The following is a 14,404-nucleotide window of genomic DNA, read 5'->3' on the forward strand; positions in this document are numbered from 1 at the left end:
GTGCGCAAGCGGGCCTCCGCGGCGGTCAGCCCGCCGTATCGGCGACATATCAAAAACCTCATACGCACCGGCAACAGCCTCTTTCCTTGAATGGAGGCATGACCTACAGCGAACCAGTGGGAATCACCGCTTTCGGATGCGAGCGGGACGAGGCCGCACGGTTCCGGGAGTTGGCACCCCGACGCGGAGTGACGCCGACGATCACAGAATCCGCGGTGTCGGAGGACACCGCTCGCCTCGCATCCGGAAACCGGTGCATCAGCGTCGGACACAAGACCCGGATCACCCCGGCGACACTTCGTGCGCTGAGCCGAGTCGGCGTCTCCTACATTTCCACCAGGAGCATCGGGTACGACCACATCGACGTGGATTACGCGGATCGCGTCGGCATTTCCGTCGGGAACGTCCGCTACTCCCCCGACAGTGTCGCCGACTACACGGTGATGATGCTGCTGATGGCGGTACGCCACGCCAAGTCCACCGTCCGCCGCGCGGATAGCCACGACTACCGGCTGCACGACGTACGAGGGAAAGAGCTGCGCGACCTGACCGTCGGCGTGGTCGGAACGGGGCGTATCGGCACGGCCGTCATGGAGCGGCTGCACGCCTTCGGATGCCGGATATTGGCGTACCGGAGTCGTGCCGACACGTTCGGCCGCCCCGGCGACGAGGACGAGGTGTCGCTCGACGAATTGCTGAGGTCGAGCGATGTCGTCACACTCCACGCGCCGCTCAACGCCGGGACCCACCATCTCCTCGACCGTGAGCGCATCCGGCGGATGAGACCCGGCGCGTTCGTGGTCAACACCGGGCGCGGTGGCCTCATCGACACGACCGCGCTGGTCGCGGCACTGGAGGACGGACACCTGGGCGGTGTCGCCCTCGACGTCGTCGAGGGCGAGGAAGGCGTTTTCTACGCCGACCGACGCAACGCACCCATCGACAGCAAGGCTCTGCTGCGGTTGCAGGAAATGCCGAACGCGCTCATCAGTCCGCACACCGCGTACTACACGGATCGTGCCCTGAGCGACACGGTCGAGAACTCGATCATCAATTGCCTCGAATTCGAAAGCAGGAATCAGCATGTCTAAGACCAAGCTCCAGGTCGGGATCCTCTTCGGAGGCTGCTCGGAGGAGCACCCCATTTCCCTCAAGTCCGCGCAGGAGATCGCGCGGAACCTCGACGCGGACACGTACGAGCCGCATTTCATCGGGATCACGCGCGACGGTGCCTGGAAACTCTGCGAGGGCCCCGCCACGGACTGGGAGCAGCACGCACACCGTCCTGCCGTGCTGTCCCCGGACCGCGGCGTGCGCGGACTGCTCGTCCTCGATGAGGGGAAGTACGAGACGATCAGCCTGGATGTGGTGCTGCCCGTCCTGCACGGCAGGCTCGGCGAGGACGGTGCGATCCAGGGCCTGCTCGAACTGTCCGGAATTCCGTATGTGGGCTGCGACGTGCAGAGTTCCGCGCTGGGCATGGACAAGTCCCTCGCCTATCTCGTGGCCGCGAGCGCCGGTGTCGCCACACCGGAATTCCGGACGGTCGCGGCGGGCGAGGCCATGGACACCCGCCGGCTCACCTATCCCGTCTTCGTGAAGCCGGCCCGCTCGGGCTCGTCCTTCGGGGTCAGCAAGGTGGCGAACGCGGAAGAACTGGCGGCCGCACTGGATGTCGCCCGGCGGTACGACACGAAAGTCCTGGTCGAGGAGGCGGTCGTCGGCAGCGAGGTGGGATGCGCCGTCCTGGGCGCCGGAACGGACCTGACCGTGGGAGAAGTCGACCGTATCGCCCTCTCCCACGGATTCTTCCGGATCCATCAGGAGGACACCCCCGAGGCCGGCTCCGACAATTCGACACCCATCGTCCCCGCCGACATAGCGCCGGAGTCCCGGGCCCGCGTCCAGGAGGCGGCCAAGGCCGTCTACCGCGCCCTGGGTTGCAGCGGACTCGCCCGCGTGGACCTGTTCCTCAAGGACGACGGACAGATCGTCCTCAACGAGATCAACACCTTCCCCGGCATGACCTCCTACAGCCGTTATCCGAGGATGATGGCCGCCGCCGGGATTCCGCTGTCCGAAGTGATCGACCGCCTGGTGACCGGAGCGCTCGCCCGGTCGCTGACTTCGACGGAGCACGCCGATGCGTAACGACTTCGTCTTCGTGGACGAGTACATGCCGGGGGTCCGCTGGGACGCCAAGTACGCCACGTGGGACAACTTCACCGGCAAGCCGGTCGCCGGATATCTGGCCAATCGCATCGTCGGCACCCGCGCCCTGTGTGCGGCCCTGCAGAGCGCACGCGAAGAGGCGGCCTCGTACGGATTCGGCCTGCTTCTCTGGGACGGCTACCGCCCGCAGCGCGCCGTGGACTCCTTCCGGCACTGGTCGCAGCAGCCGGAGGACGGCCGTACCAAGCAACGCCACTATCCCCGCATCGACCGGCCCGACATGTTCGAGCACGGATATGTGGCCGCCAAGTCGGGCCACAGCCGCGGCAGCACCGTAGACCTGACGCTGTATCACCTGGAGAGCGGTGAGCTCGCCGACATGGGCGGCGACCACGATCTGATGGACTCGGTCTCGCACCACGGCGCGGAAGCAATCTCGCGGACCTCGGCGGACAACCGCGGACATCTTCGCCGCATCATGGAGAGCAGCGGATTCAGCTCCTACGCCTGCGAATGGTGGCACTACACGCTCAAGGACGAGCCCTATCCGGACACCTACTTCGACTTTCCCATCACCCAGGTGAGTCTGGGGTGAGGACGGACACGGGCCTGGGGTGAGGACAGACATGGGCCTGGGGTGAGGACGGCGGGGTTCCGGCGGCCGGTCCGGGCCGAACCCGGACCGGCCCGGACCGGCCCTGTCACTCGGCGTCCGGAGCCTCGGCCCGGCACCGGGTCCCGCGCGGCAAGGACAGCCACCCACCGTGGCCCACCGGTATCGCCGACGTATGAAGAACCGCATACGGGCGGGCAACGCGTCGCCGCGTTGACTGAAGCCATGACTCAGAGCCAGCCGCCCCTCACCTCGCTCCCCCGCCAACTCACCTCGCTACCCCGGCACCTCGCCTCGCTCCCCCTCCCGCACCCCCTGTCCCTCGCCGAGATCGCCGCGCTCGTCGGCGGCCGGGTCGCGGGCGACGCCCGTGTAAGTGTGAGTGCGCCGGCCGTTCTCGACAGTCGGCACGGCGAACCGGGCGGTCTTTTCGTCGCCATGGCCGGTGAGCATGTCGACGGCCACGACTACGCCGACCGCACCCGTGCGACCGCCGTGCTCGGCTCACGGGCGACGGCGCTCCCCACCGTGGTCGTCGACGATGTACCGGCCGCTCTCCAGACACTCGCCGCCCACTCCGTGGCCCGGCTGCGCGAGCGGTTGACCGTCCTCGCGGTGACGGGCTCGCAGGGCAAGACCAGCACCAAGGACCTGCTGTCCGCGGTCCTTTCGAGCGCCGGGGCGACCGTGGCCACGCACGGTTCGTACAACAACGAGCTCGGCGTGCCCCTGACCATGCTGCGTGCCGACCCGCGCACCCGCTTCCTCGCCCTCGAAATGGGCGCCCGTCACATCGGCGACATCGCGCACCTCACCGGCCTGGTCGCACCCGACGTCGCGATCGTGCTCAACGTCGGGCAGGCCCACATCGGGGAGTTCGGCTCCCGCGCGGCCATCGCACGGACCAAGGGCGAACTCGTCCAAGGCCTCGCACCCGGCGGCACGGCGATCCTCAACGCCGACGACCCCCGCGTCGTAGCGATGCGCGCGCTGACCGACGGCCCGGTCCTCACCTTCGGTCGCGCCCGACATGCCGACGTGCGTGTCCAGGACCTGGTCCTCGACCGCCTGGGCCGGGCGACCTTCACCCTGCGCGCCACCGGCGCATCGGCCCGCGTCGCGCTGCCCGTGGCAGGCGCCCACCAGGCACTCAACGCGGCAGCCGCCGCCGCGGCGGGGCTCGCGGCCGGCGTTCCGCTGCTCACCTCGGCAGTGGCTCTCAGCACCGCCTCACTGTCCAGGTGGCGCATGGAGCTCCGCACCCTGCCCTGCGGCGCGACCCTGCTCGACGACACCTACAACGCCAACCCCGACTCCACCCGCGCCGCCCTGGACGCCCTCGCAGCCGTCGCGGGCCGCCGCCGTATCGCCGTACTCGGCTCCATGCTGGAGCTCGGCGCCGACAGCGAGGCCGAGCACCGAGCGGTGGGCGCGTACGCGGCCGCGCGCGCCGACCTGGTGGCCGTCATCGGTGAAACCGCCCGCCCCGCCGCCGACGCGGCGGGAGACCGGGCGGTCGCGTTCACCGACAACCGAGCGGCGGTCGCCTGGCTGCGCGGGATCGTCACCGGCGGCGACATCGTCCTCGTCAAGGCGTCGCGCGGCGCCCGCCTCGACGAGGTGGCCGCCGCGCTCGGGTGACCGTGCGGCGCCGGACTCGGCGCCCGCACCGCCGTGTGTGCGGTCAGCGCCCGCACCGACGTGTGTTGCGGTCAGCGCCCGCGCCGCCGCATGTACAGGTCGAAGGCGCGGTAGACCAGCGGCCGCAGCGGCAGGTCCCACTCCCCCACGTACCGCACCGCCCTGCCGCCGGTGCCGACCTTGAACCGGATCAGGCCCACCTGCGGATCGGCGGCGTCGAGTGTCGGCGTGATGCCCCTCAGGTCGTACACGTCGCAGCCCGCCGCCAGGGAGTCGCGGATCATGGCCCACTGGCACGCGTTGGAGCCGCGCACCTCGCGCTTGGCGGTCGAGGAGGCGCCGTACACGTACCAGGCGTGCGTGCCCACCCGCACCAGGATCGTGGCGGCCACCAAATCGCCCTCGTGGCGCGCCAGATAGAGCACGATCCGCCCGGGGTCCTCGGCGCTCAGCTCCGCGAACATTGTCTCGAAGTACGCAGGCGGTCGCGGTGTGAACCCGTCACGGGCGGCGGTGTGCACATAGAGCTCGTGGAACGCAGCGAGGTCCGACGCGGCACCGACCGTCACCTCCACCCCCGCCTTCGCCGCTTTCTTGATGTTGCGCCGCCACTGCTGGTTCATGGCCTTCAGGACGTCGTCCTCGGACCTTCCCGCGAGGGGCACCTCGTACGTGAACTGCGGCTGCCCGGCGCCGAACCCGTCCTCAGGGCTCTGCGGGACCCACCCCGCCGCCCGGAGCCGTCGGCTCACCTCGATACCGACGGGTTCGACGTGACCCCCGGGAAGTCCGGTGAGCCGCCGCACGCCCGGATCGGCCACGCCGTCCTTGACCTGCGCCGCGTCCCAGGTGTGCGTCCGCACCGGCGGGCACAGCCGGATCGCGAACGCGCCGCGGGCCTTCAGATGGGCCGCGAGCGGGTCGAGCCACGCACCGATGTTCCCGGACCATCCGGACCAGTCGATGTCGGGCCCCCACGGCAGATACGCGAGCGTGAACCGCGCAAGCCCCGGCACCGGCCGGTGCAGGACCAGTCCCGCCCCCACCAGCCGCCCTCCGGCGAACCATCCGAGCGACTCACTGCCCCACTCCGTCTTCACCCGCCCCCACGCCGGGGTCTGCGCGAAGTTCACCGACCGCCGCTCCCGTACGAAGGCCAGATGCTCGGCGTCGCTGATCGGCGCGACGGTCGGTGTCGCGGGCAGGGACGTGGGTGCGAGTTCGTGGTAGGACATGGCGCCAGCCAAGTCGGCGCTGTGTTGCCGACGCGTATCCGCTTTTCGATACGTCGGGCATACGCGCCGCCGCGCGCCGCTCGGGTGCGCGGCGGCGCGCGCGCACGAAGCCGTGCCCGTCGGTCTACAGCGAGTCGATGTCGATCGCCTCGGCCAGCGCGCGGTAGCCGGCATCGCTCAGGTGCAGGTGGTCCCCGCTGTCGTACGCCGGGACGAGCCGGTCCGGGTCGGCGGGGTCGGCCAGCGCCCGGTCCAGGTCGACGACCCGGTCGTACGCGCCGGAGGTGCGTATCCACTCGTTGAGCGCGTCCCGCTTGACCTCGCCGCGCTCGCTGAAGTACATGGCGCCCCTGAAGGGGGTGAGGGTCGCGCCGACGACCTTGAGGCCCTTCGCGCGGGCCTGCCGGACGATGTCGCGGTGGGCGGCGACGAGTTGCTCGACGGACACGTCCGGCACCTGGCTGCCCGGGATCTCGCTCAGGCCGACGTCGTTGACGCCCTCCAGCACGACGACGGTGCTCACGCCCGCCTCGGTGAGCACGTCCTTCTTGAAACGGTCGACGCCGCTCTCGCCCGTGCCCACCGTACCGAAGGTGATCATGTTGCCGCTGATCCCGTGGTTGAGGACGCTCCGCGGCCGTCCCTCACGGGCGTACCGCTCCGCCAATTCGTCCGGATAGCGATTGTCGGCGTCGACGGTGGAGGCGAGTCCGTCGGTGATCGAGTCCCCGAACGTCACCACCCCGTCCCTGCGTCCCACCGGGCCGCCCCTCACCTCGACGCCCGCGACGTAGTACCAGGACACGGAGGTGTCGGTGAACGCCTCGCCGCTCTCGTCGGACCGCAGGTCGCCCGCCGCCCGGTAACTCGTGGCCGAGGCCGACATGTGGTAGGTAGCCGGGCCGGTCGGCTCGGCCAGGTACAGCGTGAGGGTCAGCGACTCCAGCGGCTTGACCCGCATCCGCAGGGCGTCGCTGAACACGTCGGCACCGGCCAGGATGGTCACCGCCTTCTCCTCGCCGAAGGTCAGGGCCCGGCTGGTGCCCTTGCGCACCGCCGCGCCCTTGGCCGTCCGCCCGACCGTGGCCCCGGCCACGCGCAACGGGGTGGAGCCGTAGCGGTTGGAGAGCTTGAAGCGGGCGGCCGTGCCCCCGATGCTCACCCGTACGACCTGACGCAACGACTGCTGCTTGAAGCCCTCCCGGGACCAGTTGGGGAAGAGGGTCAGGCTCGGTGGCTGCACGGACGCCGCCCAGGTGCCCCGCCACCCCTTGCTGTCGCGCTCTCTGTCGTGACCGCTTTGCGCTGCGTCGCGCCGCTGTTCGGCGGTGGCCGGTGCCCTGCCGGTGTCCGGCGTCCCGCCGACATTCGCTGCCGTGCCGACATTCGCCGCCGTCCCGACGACGGTTGTCCCGCTTTTGGTGGTCGCCTTCGTGGCCGGTGCGTCGGCGTGGGCGGCCGGTAGCGGTAACAGGGGTGCGGCGAGCAATGCCGCCGCGGCCACGAACATCGTCAACGGGCGGGCCGCCGTCCGGGGCCTCCGGTGCGCCGGGCTGGTCCGCCGCCACCTGGGCAGATCCTTCCCGCTGTGTGGTGCGCCGGGGGCCGCGGGCCCCGTGTCCCGGTTCGGCGACGTGCTGTGTGTCCGGTCGCTCATCGGTCGTCCCTTCGCCTTGTCGTCGGCTGCGCGTTGGTTCGTAGCGGTGGTGTCTCTCGCTCTCTCAGGTGGGCGCTCGTTCTCTCGTCGCCCGGTCCGTGCACGTCGTGCGGCGGGTGCCGTGCTGGTGCGGCTCGCGCCGTGCACCGCCGGACGTGCGACGTGCGACGTGCTGTATGCGACGTGCGACGTGCTGTATGCGACGTGCGACGTGCGACGTGCTGTATGCGACGTGCGACGTGCTGTATGCGACGTGCTGCGTTCGACGTGCTACGCGTGCTGCGTGCTGCGTGTCGGGCCTGATCCCACGCGTCGCACACGCACCAGGTCCCGCACGCGGCCCCATGAGCCGTGTGATCGACTCAGGCTCCTCCCTTCGTTGCCGCCCCGGTCCCCTCATGAACCGAACGCCGCACCGGGAGTGCCCACGTACTACGTCACCACCTTCCGTACCGGCACGTCCATGTGGCCGACGCGGGGGCGAGTCGGTAATCGGCCACTGCGGACGGCGGCAGGTGCTCGCCTCCCCATCGGCGACCGCGTCCGCCGCACCAACTGCTCCGCGTCCGCCGTGCGGTCCCGGATTTCGACCCAGTGCGTACGGGGCGCGTCGTCCGGTGTCTGCGGTGCTGGTTCCGCGCGACCTGCGCCAGGTCCCGCGCGTGGCATGGCGGGACCTGGCTGTCTCGCGCCCCGGGGCTCCGGTTCAGCTCGGGGTCTTGGTGACCGTCTGGAAGGCGCGTCGGGAGAAGACCATGGGGTCGGCACCGGGGCGTTGGACGCGGGCGTCCGTCACCGTGCCGATGACCAAGGTGTGATCGGCCACGGTGACTCGCCGTTGCAGGTGGCAGTCGAGTACGGCGAGGCTCTGGGTGAGGACCGGGGTGCCGGTCACCGGCGACGGCCGCCACGGCGCCTGGAGGAAGGGATCCTCATCGGGGTGCGAGCGGGCGAACAGCAGGGCGAGTTCTGTCTGGTCGGCGGCGAGGATGTTGACGGTGAAGGCCGTGGCGGCCCGCAGAAGTCCGTGCGTGACGGTGTCACGGTGGACGGCGGCGAGAGCCGTGGGTGGGTGCAGCGAGACCGACATGACCGCGTTCGCGGTCATCCCGTGCGGGCCCGCGGGACCGGTCGTGGTCAGGACGGTGACACCGGTCGGGAAGTGACGCATGACGTCGCGGAAGCCCTCCCCCGAGGCGTGCCGCACCGGCGGGGCGATGCCGCACCCGGCGGGCCCTGCGGACCCGGTCACCACGCGGGTGCCTGCGGCTCGGGGCCCGCGAGAGCCGGGAAGTGCGGGGCGACCTCCTCGATGAGTTGGGCGACCGCCTCGGCTGCGGGACGGCGGCCGTGCTGGACGCCCAGGGCGGCGTGGTTGATGCCGCGCTCCTGCCACCGGTGCAGTTGCTCGATCAGTGCCTCGGTGCCGATCCGCAGGACGAAGCCGCCGCGCAGGGACCGCGGCGCGGTGCGCGGGTCCTCGGCCAGGTCGATCCACTCGTTGGTGGCCACCGGCTTGAACCGGCCTCCGGGGATCAGTTCCCGCCAGGCTGCGACCTTGCGTCCCAGTGCGTCGACGCCCGCGACGGAGTTCGGTGAGCCCGGGTAGACCAGCCAGCCGTCCGCCTGTTCGGCGATCCACTCCGGCTTCTGCTGCGAGGAGCCGGTGACCAGGAGCGGGATCCGGCCGGTGGCGGGTTTGGGCAGGACGTCGAGGCCGCCGCTCATGCTGCCGAGCGCGGAGGAGATGTGCGGGCCGGTGCTCTGTGTCAGCTGCCGGAACCAGTGAAAGGCCTCCCGGTAGCGTTCTCCGCGCTCGGAGCGGTCGATGCCGTAGGCGGGGAACTCCGAGCCCCGGTCGCCCGACGCGGCCCCCAGGACCAGGCGCCCGCCGCTGAGCTGGTCGATGGACGCGCTCTGTTTGGCCAGGTCGATGGGGTGGCGCAGGGTGAAGACCGCGCTGCCCGCCGCCAGCGAGAGGCGCCGGGTGTGCGCGGCCAGCCACGCGAGGTAGGTCCAGGGGTCGTAGACCTGGCCGACGTCGCCGAACCCCGGGTCGTACAGCGGGACATCGCGCACCCACAGCGCCGACAACGGCGAGGCGTCGGCGCTCCGGATCACCTCCGCCTGGCCGGCCATGGCCTTCATGTCCCCGCTGTAGGGCCACAACGGCAGGAAGAGGCCGAGCGTCAGCCGCTCGGGGGTGAACATGCGCGCGAACCCAGGGTGGGTCACGTACGCGGACACGTCGTTCATCACACCTCCGCTAGATCGATCGATCTAGCGGAGCCTAGCAGACTGGATCGATCGATCTATTCGGTAATCTGGTGTCATGAATCCCGCAGTTCCCACGAAGCGGACGCCGACCGGACGGGCGGAGCCCGGCGACACGCGTACCCGGCTCGTCATGGCCACGGCCACGCTGCTGCAGCGCCAGGGGTACGAGGGCACCAGCATCAAGCAGATCCTCAAAGAGGCAGCGGCCACCTACGGCTCCCTGTACCACCACTTCCCGCAGGGCAAGGAGGAACTGGCCGCCGAAGCGCTGCGCTTCGGCGCCGCGGAGTTCACCGAACTGCTGCGCCAGGGCCTGTCCAGCTCCGACGACCCCGCCGAGGGCGTCGCCAACTGCGCGCACCTGATGGCCGACTCCCTGCGCGACTCGGACTGGACCGACGGGTGTCCCGTCGCGGCGACCGCACTTGAGATCATCGGCCGTTCCCCGCTCATCCAGCGCACCTCGGACGAAGCACTGCGGGAATGGCGGGGGTTGATCGCGGACACGCTGCACCGGGGTGGCCACTCGGAGGTCCACGCCGCCGCACTGGCCTGCACCGTCCTGTCGGCGCTGGAGGGTGCCGAGCTGCTCAGCCGCGTCTCCAGCGACGACGCTCCGCTGCGCCTCGCGGCGGAGCACCTCGCCGTCCTGACGCGCGCCGGACTGTGACCTGACGCGCGCCGGACTGTGAGGGGCGGGCGGCACCGGCGCCGCGCGTACTTCCCGCGGGTCCACCCGGCGGGCAGGCGATCTCCACCCACGGTTCCACCCCTGGGTCCAGGTGCTCCGAGCGGGGTCGCAGCAGTCTGGAGGGCATGACAGCAACTGAGTGGATCACTGACATCGCCCTCGTCCTGATCGTCCTCCGGCAGGTGCGGGAAGACCGTCTCGACCACAAGACCTTCCTGCTCCCGCTGGGGATCGTGGCCTTCGTGGCGTACTCGTACCTGGACTCCGTTCCCACCGCGGGCAACGACCTCGTCCTGATCGCGGCCCTGATGGCCTTGGGCGCCGCACTGGGCGTCGCAGGGGGCGTCTACACCCGGATCCGTGCCCTCGACGGGCACCTCATGATCAAGGCGGGTGCGGTGTCGGCGATCCTGTGGATCGTGGGCATGGGTGCGCGGATGGGCTTCCAGGTGTGGGTGGAGCACGGTGGCGGCGCGGACGACGTCGCCCGGTTCAGCCTCGCGCACCACATCACGAGCCAGGAGGCGTGGGTCACGGCATTCGTGCTGATGGCTCTCACCGAGGTCGTCACCCGGGTGGCCACGATCCTCGTACGCGGCCGGGCGCTCAGGGCGACCCGCCCCGTGACCGTCCTCGACCGTACGGTGTGACCGTGCAGTATGTTCGGCCCGTGCCCGCAGACCACAGTGCCCCGCCTCCCAGGACAGACACCGGTGTGGGGGCGGGACCGCGTCCCGGTACGGACATCGGCCCGGGGGCGGGACCACGTCCCGGGGCAGACATCACCCCGGGGACAGGGCCGAGTCCTGGGACGGGGGCAGGGCCTCGTCCTGTTCCCGGGCAGGATCCGCGCGTGCAGTGGGTGGTGACTCTCGCGGTCGTCGTCGTGGGAGCCCTGACGATCCGGCCCATGGGTTTCAGCGGCCGGGGATCGGCCGTCGCCGTCCTCTTCGTGATCAACGCGGTGGCGCTGCTGGCCCGGCGTCTGCCCGAGCACAAGGTGTCACCGCGCCTCGCCGTCGTCTGGCTCACGCTCGGCATCGTCGCGGCGGCCGCCCTGATCGGTGTCAGCAGCAGTGGGACCGGCTACCTCTTCGCCTTCTTCCTGGCCGGTCACATCGGATACCGGCTGGAGACCAGACCGGCCCTCGTGCTCGCCGGGAGCTGCAGCCTGCTGTGCGCCGCCGTCCTCTGCTTCCACCTCGGACCGGGGCACGAACAGCTGCCTTGGACGTTCGGACTCACGACCGGCACCCCGGTCCTGATCGGCATCGTCAACCGCACCCAGCGCCGGGCCGTTCGGGCGGCGATCGAGGCGGCCGAGTCGGCCGAGCGCGCCGCGCGGGCCGAGGCCCGCACCGCCGTACTGACCGAGCGCGGCCGGATCGCACGGGACGTGCACGACGTACTGGCGCACTCGCTGGCAGGGATCAACATGCAGTTGGAGCTGGCGGACGCGCTGATCGACACCGGTGACCTGGAGAAGGTCAAGGCAGCTCACGACAGGGCCCACAGCCTGGTCAAGGAAAGCCTGAAGCAGGCGCAGTGGACCGTGCACGCACTGCGCGAGGACGCGCTGCCGCTGCTGGAGAGCCTGACCGCGATGCTCGAATCGTCGGGGCATCGCGGCGTTCTCACCGTCAACGGGACCGTGCGCGAAGAGCCGCCCCAGGTGACCCAGAATCTGCTGCGGATCGCCCAGGAGGCCCTGACCAACGCGGGGCGGCACGCCCCCGGGGGAGTTGTCGCGGCGGAGCTGGCGTTCGCCGCCGCATCGACCACACTGAGGATCCGCAACAGCCCCGCCACCCGTGCGGTGACCGCGGGTGTCGGTAGCGGGATGGGACTGATCGGTATGCGTGAACGCGTCGCCCTCCTCGGCGGAACGGTCAGCGCGGGCCCGGTCACCGAAGGGCCGCACCAGGGCGGCTGGCAAGTGGAGGCAGTGATCCCCCGATGAGTGAAGCAGCCGAGGAGCAGCAGCAGTTGCGGGTGGTCGTCGCCGACGACCAGGCCGCCGTACGGGAACCCCTCGCCGCGGTGCTCGCCCTGGCCGACGACATCGACGTCGTGGCGGCCGCCGCGAACGGTGACGAGGTGCTGGCGGCTGTGGCCGCCGGGCGGGTGGACGTGGTCCTGATGGATCTGCGCATGCCCGTCATGGACGGTATCGAAGCGACTCGCCGACTGGCCGAGCAGCACCCGGAGGTGGCGGTGGTCGTGCTGACCACGTTCGCCGACGACGACTCGATCCTGGGCGCGCTGGGTGCGGGAGCCCGCGGGTATCTGACCAAGAACGCCGGCCGCCAGGACATCACCCGCGCGATCCGGGCCGCGGCCGCGGGCCAGTCCGTCCTCGACCGCGAGGTCCAGGACCGCCTGCTCGCCACCGCCAGGACCAGGGTGCCCGCGCCGGGGCAGCCCCTGCCCGATGACCTCACCCCTCGGGAACGCGAGGTGCTCACACTGATCGGCCAGGGCCTGCCCAACCGGGGCATCGCCGAGAAACTCTTCATCAGCGAGGCCACGGTCAAGACCCACATCAACAACCTGTTCGCAAAGGCGGGCATCCGCGACCGCGCCGACGCCGTCCGCCGCGCGATCGAGGCGGGTCTCGCCTGACCCACCTCATGAGCACCGCTCCCACGAAAGCGCCGGGGCCGCGCGACCAGCCAGATACCTACCGAAGATCTCCTGACTGTCAGGAGTGAAGGTCCACTGCTGCAGGACCCGCCGCAGCTCGGGCTCGGTCAGCCACGTGTGCCAGGCCACTTCACCTGGATCGCAGGCGCCGATCTCAGGGAGCACGGCGTCACACACCCCGAGCCAGTGCGGGCTGAGCCCGGCCCGGTTGAGGAACTTGAACCGAAAGCGCACGGCCGCCCGTACTCCCAACTCCTCGCTGAGCTCGCGGGCAGCCGCCTGCTCATAGGACTCGCCGACTCCCGCAGCGCCCCCGACACCCAGTTCGTAGTGCCCCGGGAAACGGGACAACTGCTCGGCACGCCGATGAACCAGGAAGCGACCTCGACGGTCTCGGCACACCACCACGCCGACCCGGTGCAGCCGGGCCTCTCGAACAGCGTCCCACCGGCTGACTACTCCCAGCACACGATCCTGCGCGTCAACGCATTCCACGAGTTCGTCCACGATGCACACGATCGCAGAACCCACTGACACCCGCCCGAGACGCCCGGAAAGGGGGGAACTGCGCTCACTCCCTCGCGAAGATCCCCAATGCGTCATAGGCAATCCAGGAACCACTGGTCTTGCGCAGCTTCAGGACGTTCTCCCCGGTCTTGAAGAGGCCCGCGGTCATCGGGAACTCGTAATAGGAGGGCTTGAGTGCGGTGCCCGCGCGGGTGGCGTCGCCCTCGACCGAGCCGCGGGTGGCGCCGCCGCGGAACTCGAGGGTGCGCACCGGGCTGTCGTTGAGGGTCATCTCGGCGGTGCCCGCGGCGGTCGCGTGCGAGTCGATGAGCCACAGCGCACAGGCCAGGTCGTCCTTCGGTGCCGTGCGCAGGTCGAAGCGGAGCGTGAAGGTGTGTTCCTTGCGGCCGGCCCAGGAGTCGGCGGGGCCCGGGTGGAGGTAGCACCAGTCGCGGCTCGGCGTGGAGGTGCCGTACCGGAAGTCGACGCCGGTGGGGAAGGCGGTCCGGTAGCCGGCGCTCCGGTCCGGCGACAGGGCGAACTCCAGGCCCTTGTGGTCGAACTCGCCGACCTGAGCCACCGCTCGGCCCGCCGCGACGGAACGGGCGTTGGCGGCGGACACGGGGCGGGTCGGCCGCGTCCGTGCGCCGGAGTCGACGACGGCGACGACGCTGTAGTGGCGGGTCCGCGGCTTCGGGCCGACCCGGTGGGTGAAGTGCGGGTAGAGGGTGCGCCCCAGGAGGGTCGCCGAGCCGCCGGCACGGCCTGCGCGCTCGGAGACGTACACCTCGTAGTGGTCGACGAGCTGCCCGTGCCGCGGCCGGTAGGAGCGCCAGGCCAGCTCGACGACGGCGAGTCCGCCCGTGGCGGTGAGTCCGGAGACGGTGCCGGGCACGTGCTGCCCGTACCCGCGTCCCGGGTGGGCCGCAGGCGCCGCGGACGCGGCCGGGAGAGTCGTGTCGGTCATG

General features: G+C 70.7%; 14 protein-coding genes. 8 read left to right on the top strand and 6 right to left on the bottom strand.

Annotation, left to right across the window (positions count from 1 at the left end; translation table 11 throughout):
- Window positions 1–98 precede the first annotated feature (98 nt).
- From GPA10_RS38640 to GPA10_RS38655, 4 genes are all read left to right on the top strand, one after another.
- Entirely contained in the window at window positions 99–1,091 is a 993-nt protein-coding gene (locus GPA10_RS38640) for a D-isomer specific 2-hydroxyacid dehydrogenase family protein (protein ID WP_198351835.1), read from the top strand.
- Entirely contained in the window at window positions 1,084–2,151 is a 1,068-nt protein-coding gene (vanA, locus tag GPA10_RS38645; protein WP_157169509.1) for a D-alanine--(R)-lactate ligase, read from the top strand. Before GPA10_RS38640 ends, vanA begins: the two co-directional genes overlap by 8 nt.
- Window positions 2,144–2,767 carry a D-Ala-D-Ala dipeptidase VanX gene (gene vanX / locus GPA10_RS38650; RefSeq protein WP_157169510.1) on the top strand — a complete coding sequence of 208 codons (624 nt, stop codon included), beginning with the start codon at window positions 2,144–2,146 and terminating at the stop codon, window positions 2,765–2,767. Before vanA ends, vanX begins: the two co-directional genes overlap by 8 nt.
- Before the next feature lie 243 nt (window positions 2,768–3,010).
- Window positions 3,011–4,426: a UDP-N-acetylmuramoyl-tripeptide--D-alanyl-D-alanine ligase gene (locus GPA10_RS38655; RefSeq protein ID WP_157169511.1), complete on the top strand. Its 1,416-nt coding sequence runs from the start codon at window positions 3,011–3,013 to the stop codon at window positions 4,424–4,426.
- A gap of 71 nt (window positions 4,427–4,497) precedes the next feature.
- Here the strand turns inward: GPA10_RS38655 and GPA10_RS38660 are convergent, their stop codons facing one another.
- The 4 genes from GPA10_RS38660 to GPA10_RS38675 all read right to left on the bottom strand — a co-directional run bounded on the left by GPA10_RS38660 (window position 4,498) and on the right by GPA10_RS38675 (window position 9,574).
- Window positions 4,498–5,661, bottom strand: a complete 1,164-nt coding sequence (locus GPA10_RS38660) for a lipid II:glycine glycyltransferase FemX (RefSeq protein WP_157169512.1) — start codon at window positions 5,659–5,661, stop codon at window positions 4,498–4,500.
- A gap of 124 nt (window positions 5,662–5,785) precedes the next feature.
- On the bottom strand, window positions 5,786–6,904 hold the full coding sequence (locus GPA10_RS38665; protein WP_343041806.1) for an SGNH/GDSL hydrolase family protein: 1,119 nt from the start codon (window positions 6,902–6,904) through the stop codon (window positions 5,786–5,788).
- A 1,120-nt stretch (window positions 6,905–8,024) separates the two neighbouring features.
- Window positions 8,025–8,570, bottom strand: a complete 546-nt coding sequence (locus tag GPA10_RS38670) for a flavin reductase family protein (protein WP_157169513.1) — start codon at window positions 8,568–8,570, stop codon at window positions 8,025–8,027.
- Window positions 8,567–9,574, bottom strand: coding sequence for an LLM class oxidoreductase (locus GPA10_RS38675; RefSeq protein ID WP_157169514.1), 1,008 nt, complete (start codon window positions 9,572–9,574; stop codon window positions 8,567–8,569). The genes GPA10_RS38670 and GPA10_RS38675 overlap by 4 nt, the downstream gene beginning before the upstream one ends.
- A 76-nt stretch (window positions 9,575–9,650) precedes the next feature.
- Here GPA10_RS38675 and GPA10_RS38680 point away from each other — a divergent pair, with 76 nt between their 5' ends.
- The 4 genes from GPA10_RS38680 (at window position 9,651) to GPA10_RS38695 (ending at window position 12,908) form a co-directional block, all read left to right on the top strand.
- Window positions 9,651–10,265, top strand: a complete 615-nt coding sequence (locus GPA10_RS38680) for a TetR/AcrR family transcriptional regulator (RefSeq protein WP_157169515.1) — start codon at window positions 9,651–9,653, stop codon at window positions 10,263–10,265.
- 146 nt (window positions 10,266–10,411) lie between these two features.
- The gene (locus GPA10_RS38685; RefSeq protein ID WP_157169516.1) at window positions 10,412–10,936 is read left to right on the top strand and encodes a hypothetical protein; all 525 of its coding nucleotides are present in this window, start codon (window positions 10,412–10,414) and stop codon (window positions 10,934–10,936) included.
- A 203-nt stretch (window positions 10,937–11,139) separates the two neighbouring features.
- Window positions 11,140–12,246, top strand: a complete 1,107-nt coding sequence (locus GPA10_RS38690) for a sensor histidine kinase (RefSeq protein WP_343041807.1) — start codon at window positions 11,140–11,142, stop codon at window positions 12,244–12,246.
- Window positions 12,243–12,908 carry a response regulator transcription factor gene (locus GPA10_RS38695; protein ID WP_157169517.1) on the top strand — a complete coding sequence of 222 codons (666 nt, stop codon included), beginning with the start codon at window positions 12,243–12,245 and terminating at the stop codon, window positions 12,906–12,908. The genes GPA10_RS38690 and GPA10_RS38695 overlap by 4 nt, the downstream gene beginning before the upstream one ends.
- 6 nt (window positions 12,909–12,914) lie before the next feature.
- On the opposite strand, the gene GPA10_RS38700 is transcribed toward GPA10_RS38695, so the two are convergent.
- On the bottom strand, window positions 12,915–13,436 hold the full coding sequence (locus tag GPA10_RS38700) for an NUDIX domain-containing protein (RefSeq protein ID WP_343041808.1): 522 nt from the start codon (window positions 13,434–13,436) through the stop codon (window positions 12,915–12,917).
- Window positions 13,437–13,500: 64 nt separating this feature from the next.
- A complete protein-coding gene (locus GPA10_RS38705) occupies window positions 13,501–14,403 on the bottom strand; it encodes a polysaccharide lyase family protein (RefSeq protein WP_157169519.1) in 903 nt (300 codons plus the stop codon).
- Window position 14,404: the final 1 nt, after the last annotated feature.

The organism is Streptomyces typhae (assembly GCF_009755605.1).
Taxonomy (GTDB): Bacteria; Actinomycetota; Actinomycetes; order Streptomycetales; family Streptomycetaceae; genus Streptomyces; species Streptomyces typhae.

Excerpts from the sequence above, each read along its gene's own strand:
- GPA10_RS38695 (WP_157169517.1), top strand. The coding sequence starts at position 12,243 with ATGAGTGAAGCAGCCGAGGAGCAGCAGCAGTTGCGGGTGGTCGTCGCC.
- GPA10_RS38655 (WP_157169511.1), top strand. The coding sequence starts at position 3,011 with ATGACTCAGAGCCAGCCGCCCCTCACCTCGCTCCCCCGCCAACTCACC.
- GPA10_RS38680 (WP_157169515.1), top strand. The coding sequence starts at position 9,651 with ATGAATCCCGCAGTTCCCACGAAGCGGACGCCGACCGGACGGGCGGAG.
- GPA10_RS38675 (WP_157169514.1), bottom strand. The coding sequence starts at position 9,574 with ATGAACGACGTGTCCGCGTACGTGACCCACCCTGGGTTCGCGCGCATG.
- GPA10_RS38660 (WP_157169512.1), bottom strand. The coding sequence starts at position 5,661 with ATGTCCTACCACGAACTCGCACCCACGTCCCTGCCCGCGACACCGACC.
- GPA10_RS38705 (WP_157169519.1), bottom strand. The coding sequence starts at position 14,403 with ATGACCGACACGACTCTCCCGGCCGCGTCCGCGGCGCCTGCGGCCCAC.
- vanX (WP_157169510.1), top strand. The coding sequence starts at position 2,144 with ATGCGTAACGACTTCGTCTTCGTGGACGAGTACATGCCGGGGGTCCGC.
- vanA (WP_157169509.1), top strand. The coding sequence starts at position 1,084 with ATGTCTAAGACCAAGCTCCAGGTCGGGATCCTCTTCGGAGGCTGCTCG.
- GPA10_RS38685 (WP_157169516.1), top strand. The coding sequence starts at position 10,412 with ATGACAGCAACTGAGTGGATCACTGACATCGCCCTCGTCCTGATCGTC.
- GPA10_RS38640 (WP_198351835.1), top strand. The coding sequence starts at position 99 with ATGACCTACAGCGAACCAGTGGGAATCACCGCTTTCGGATGCGAGCGG.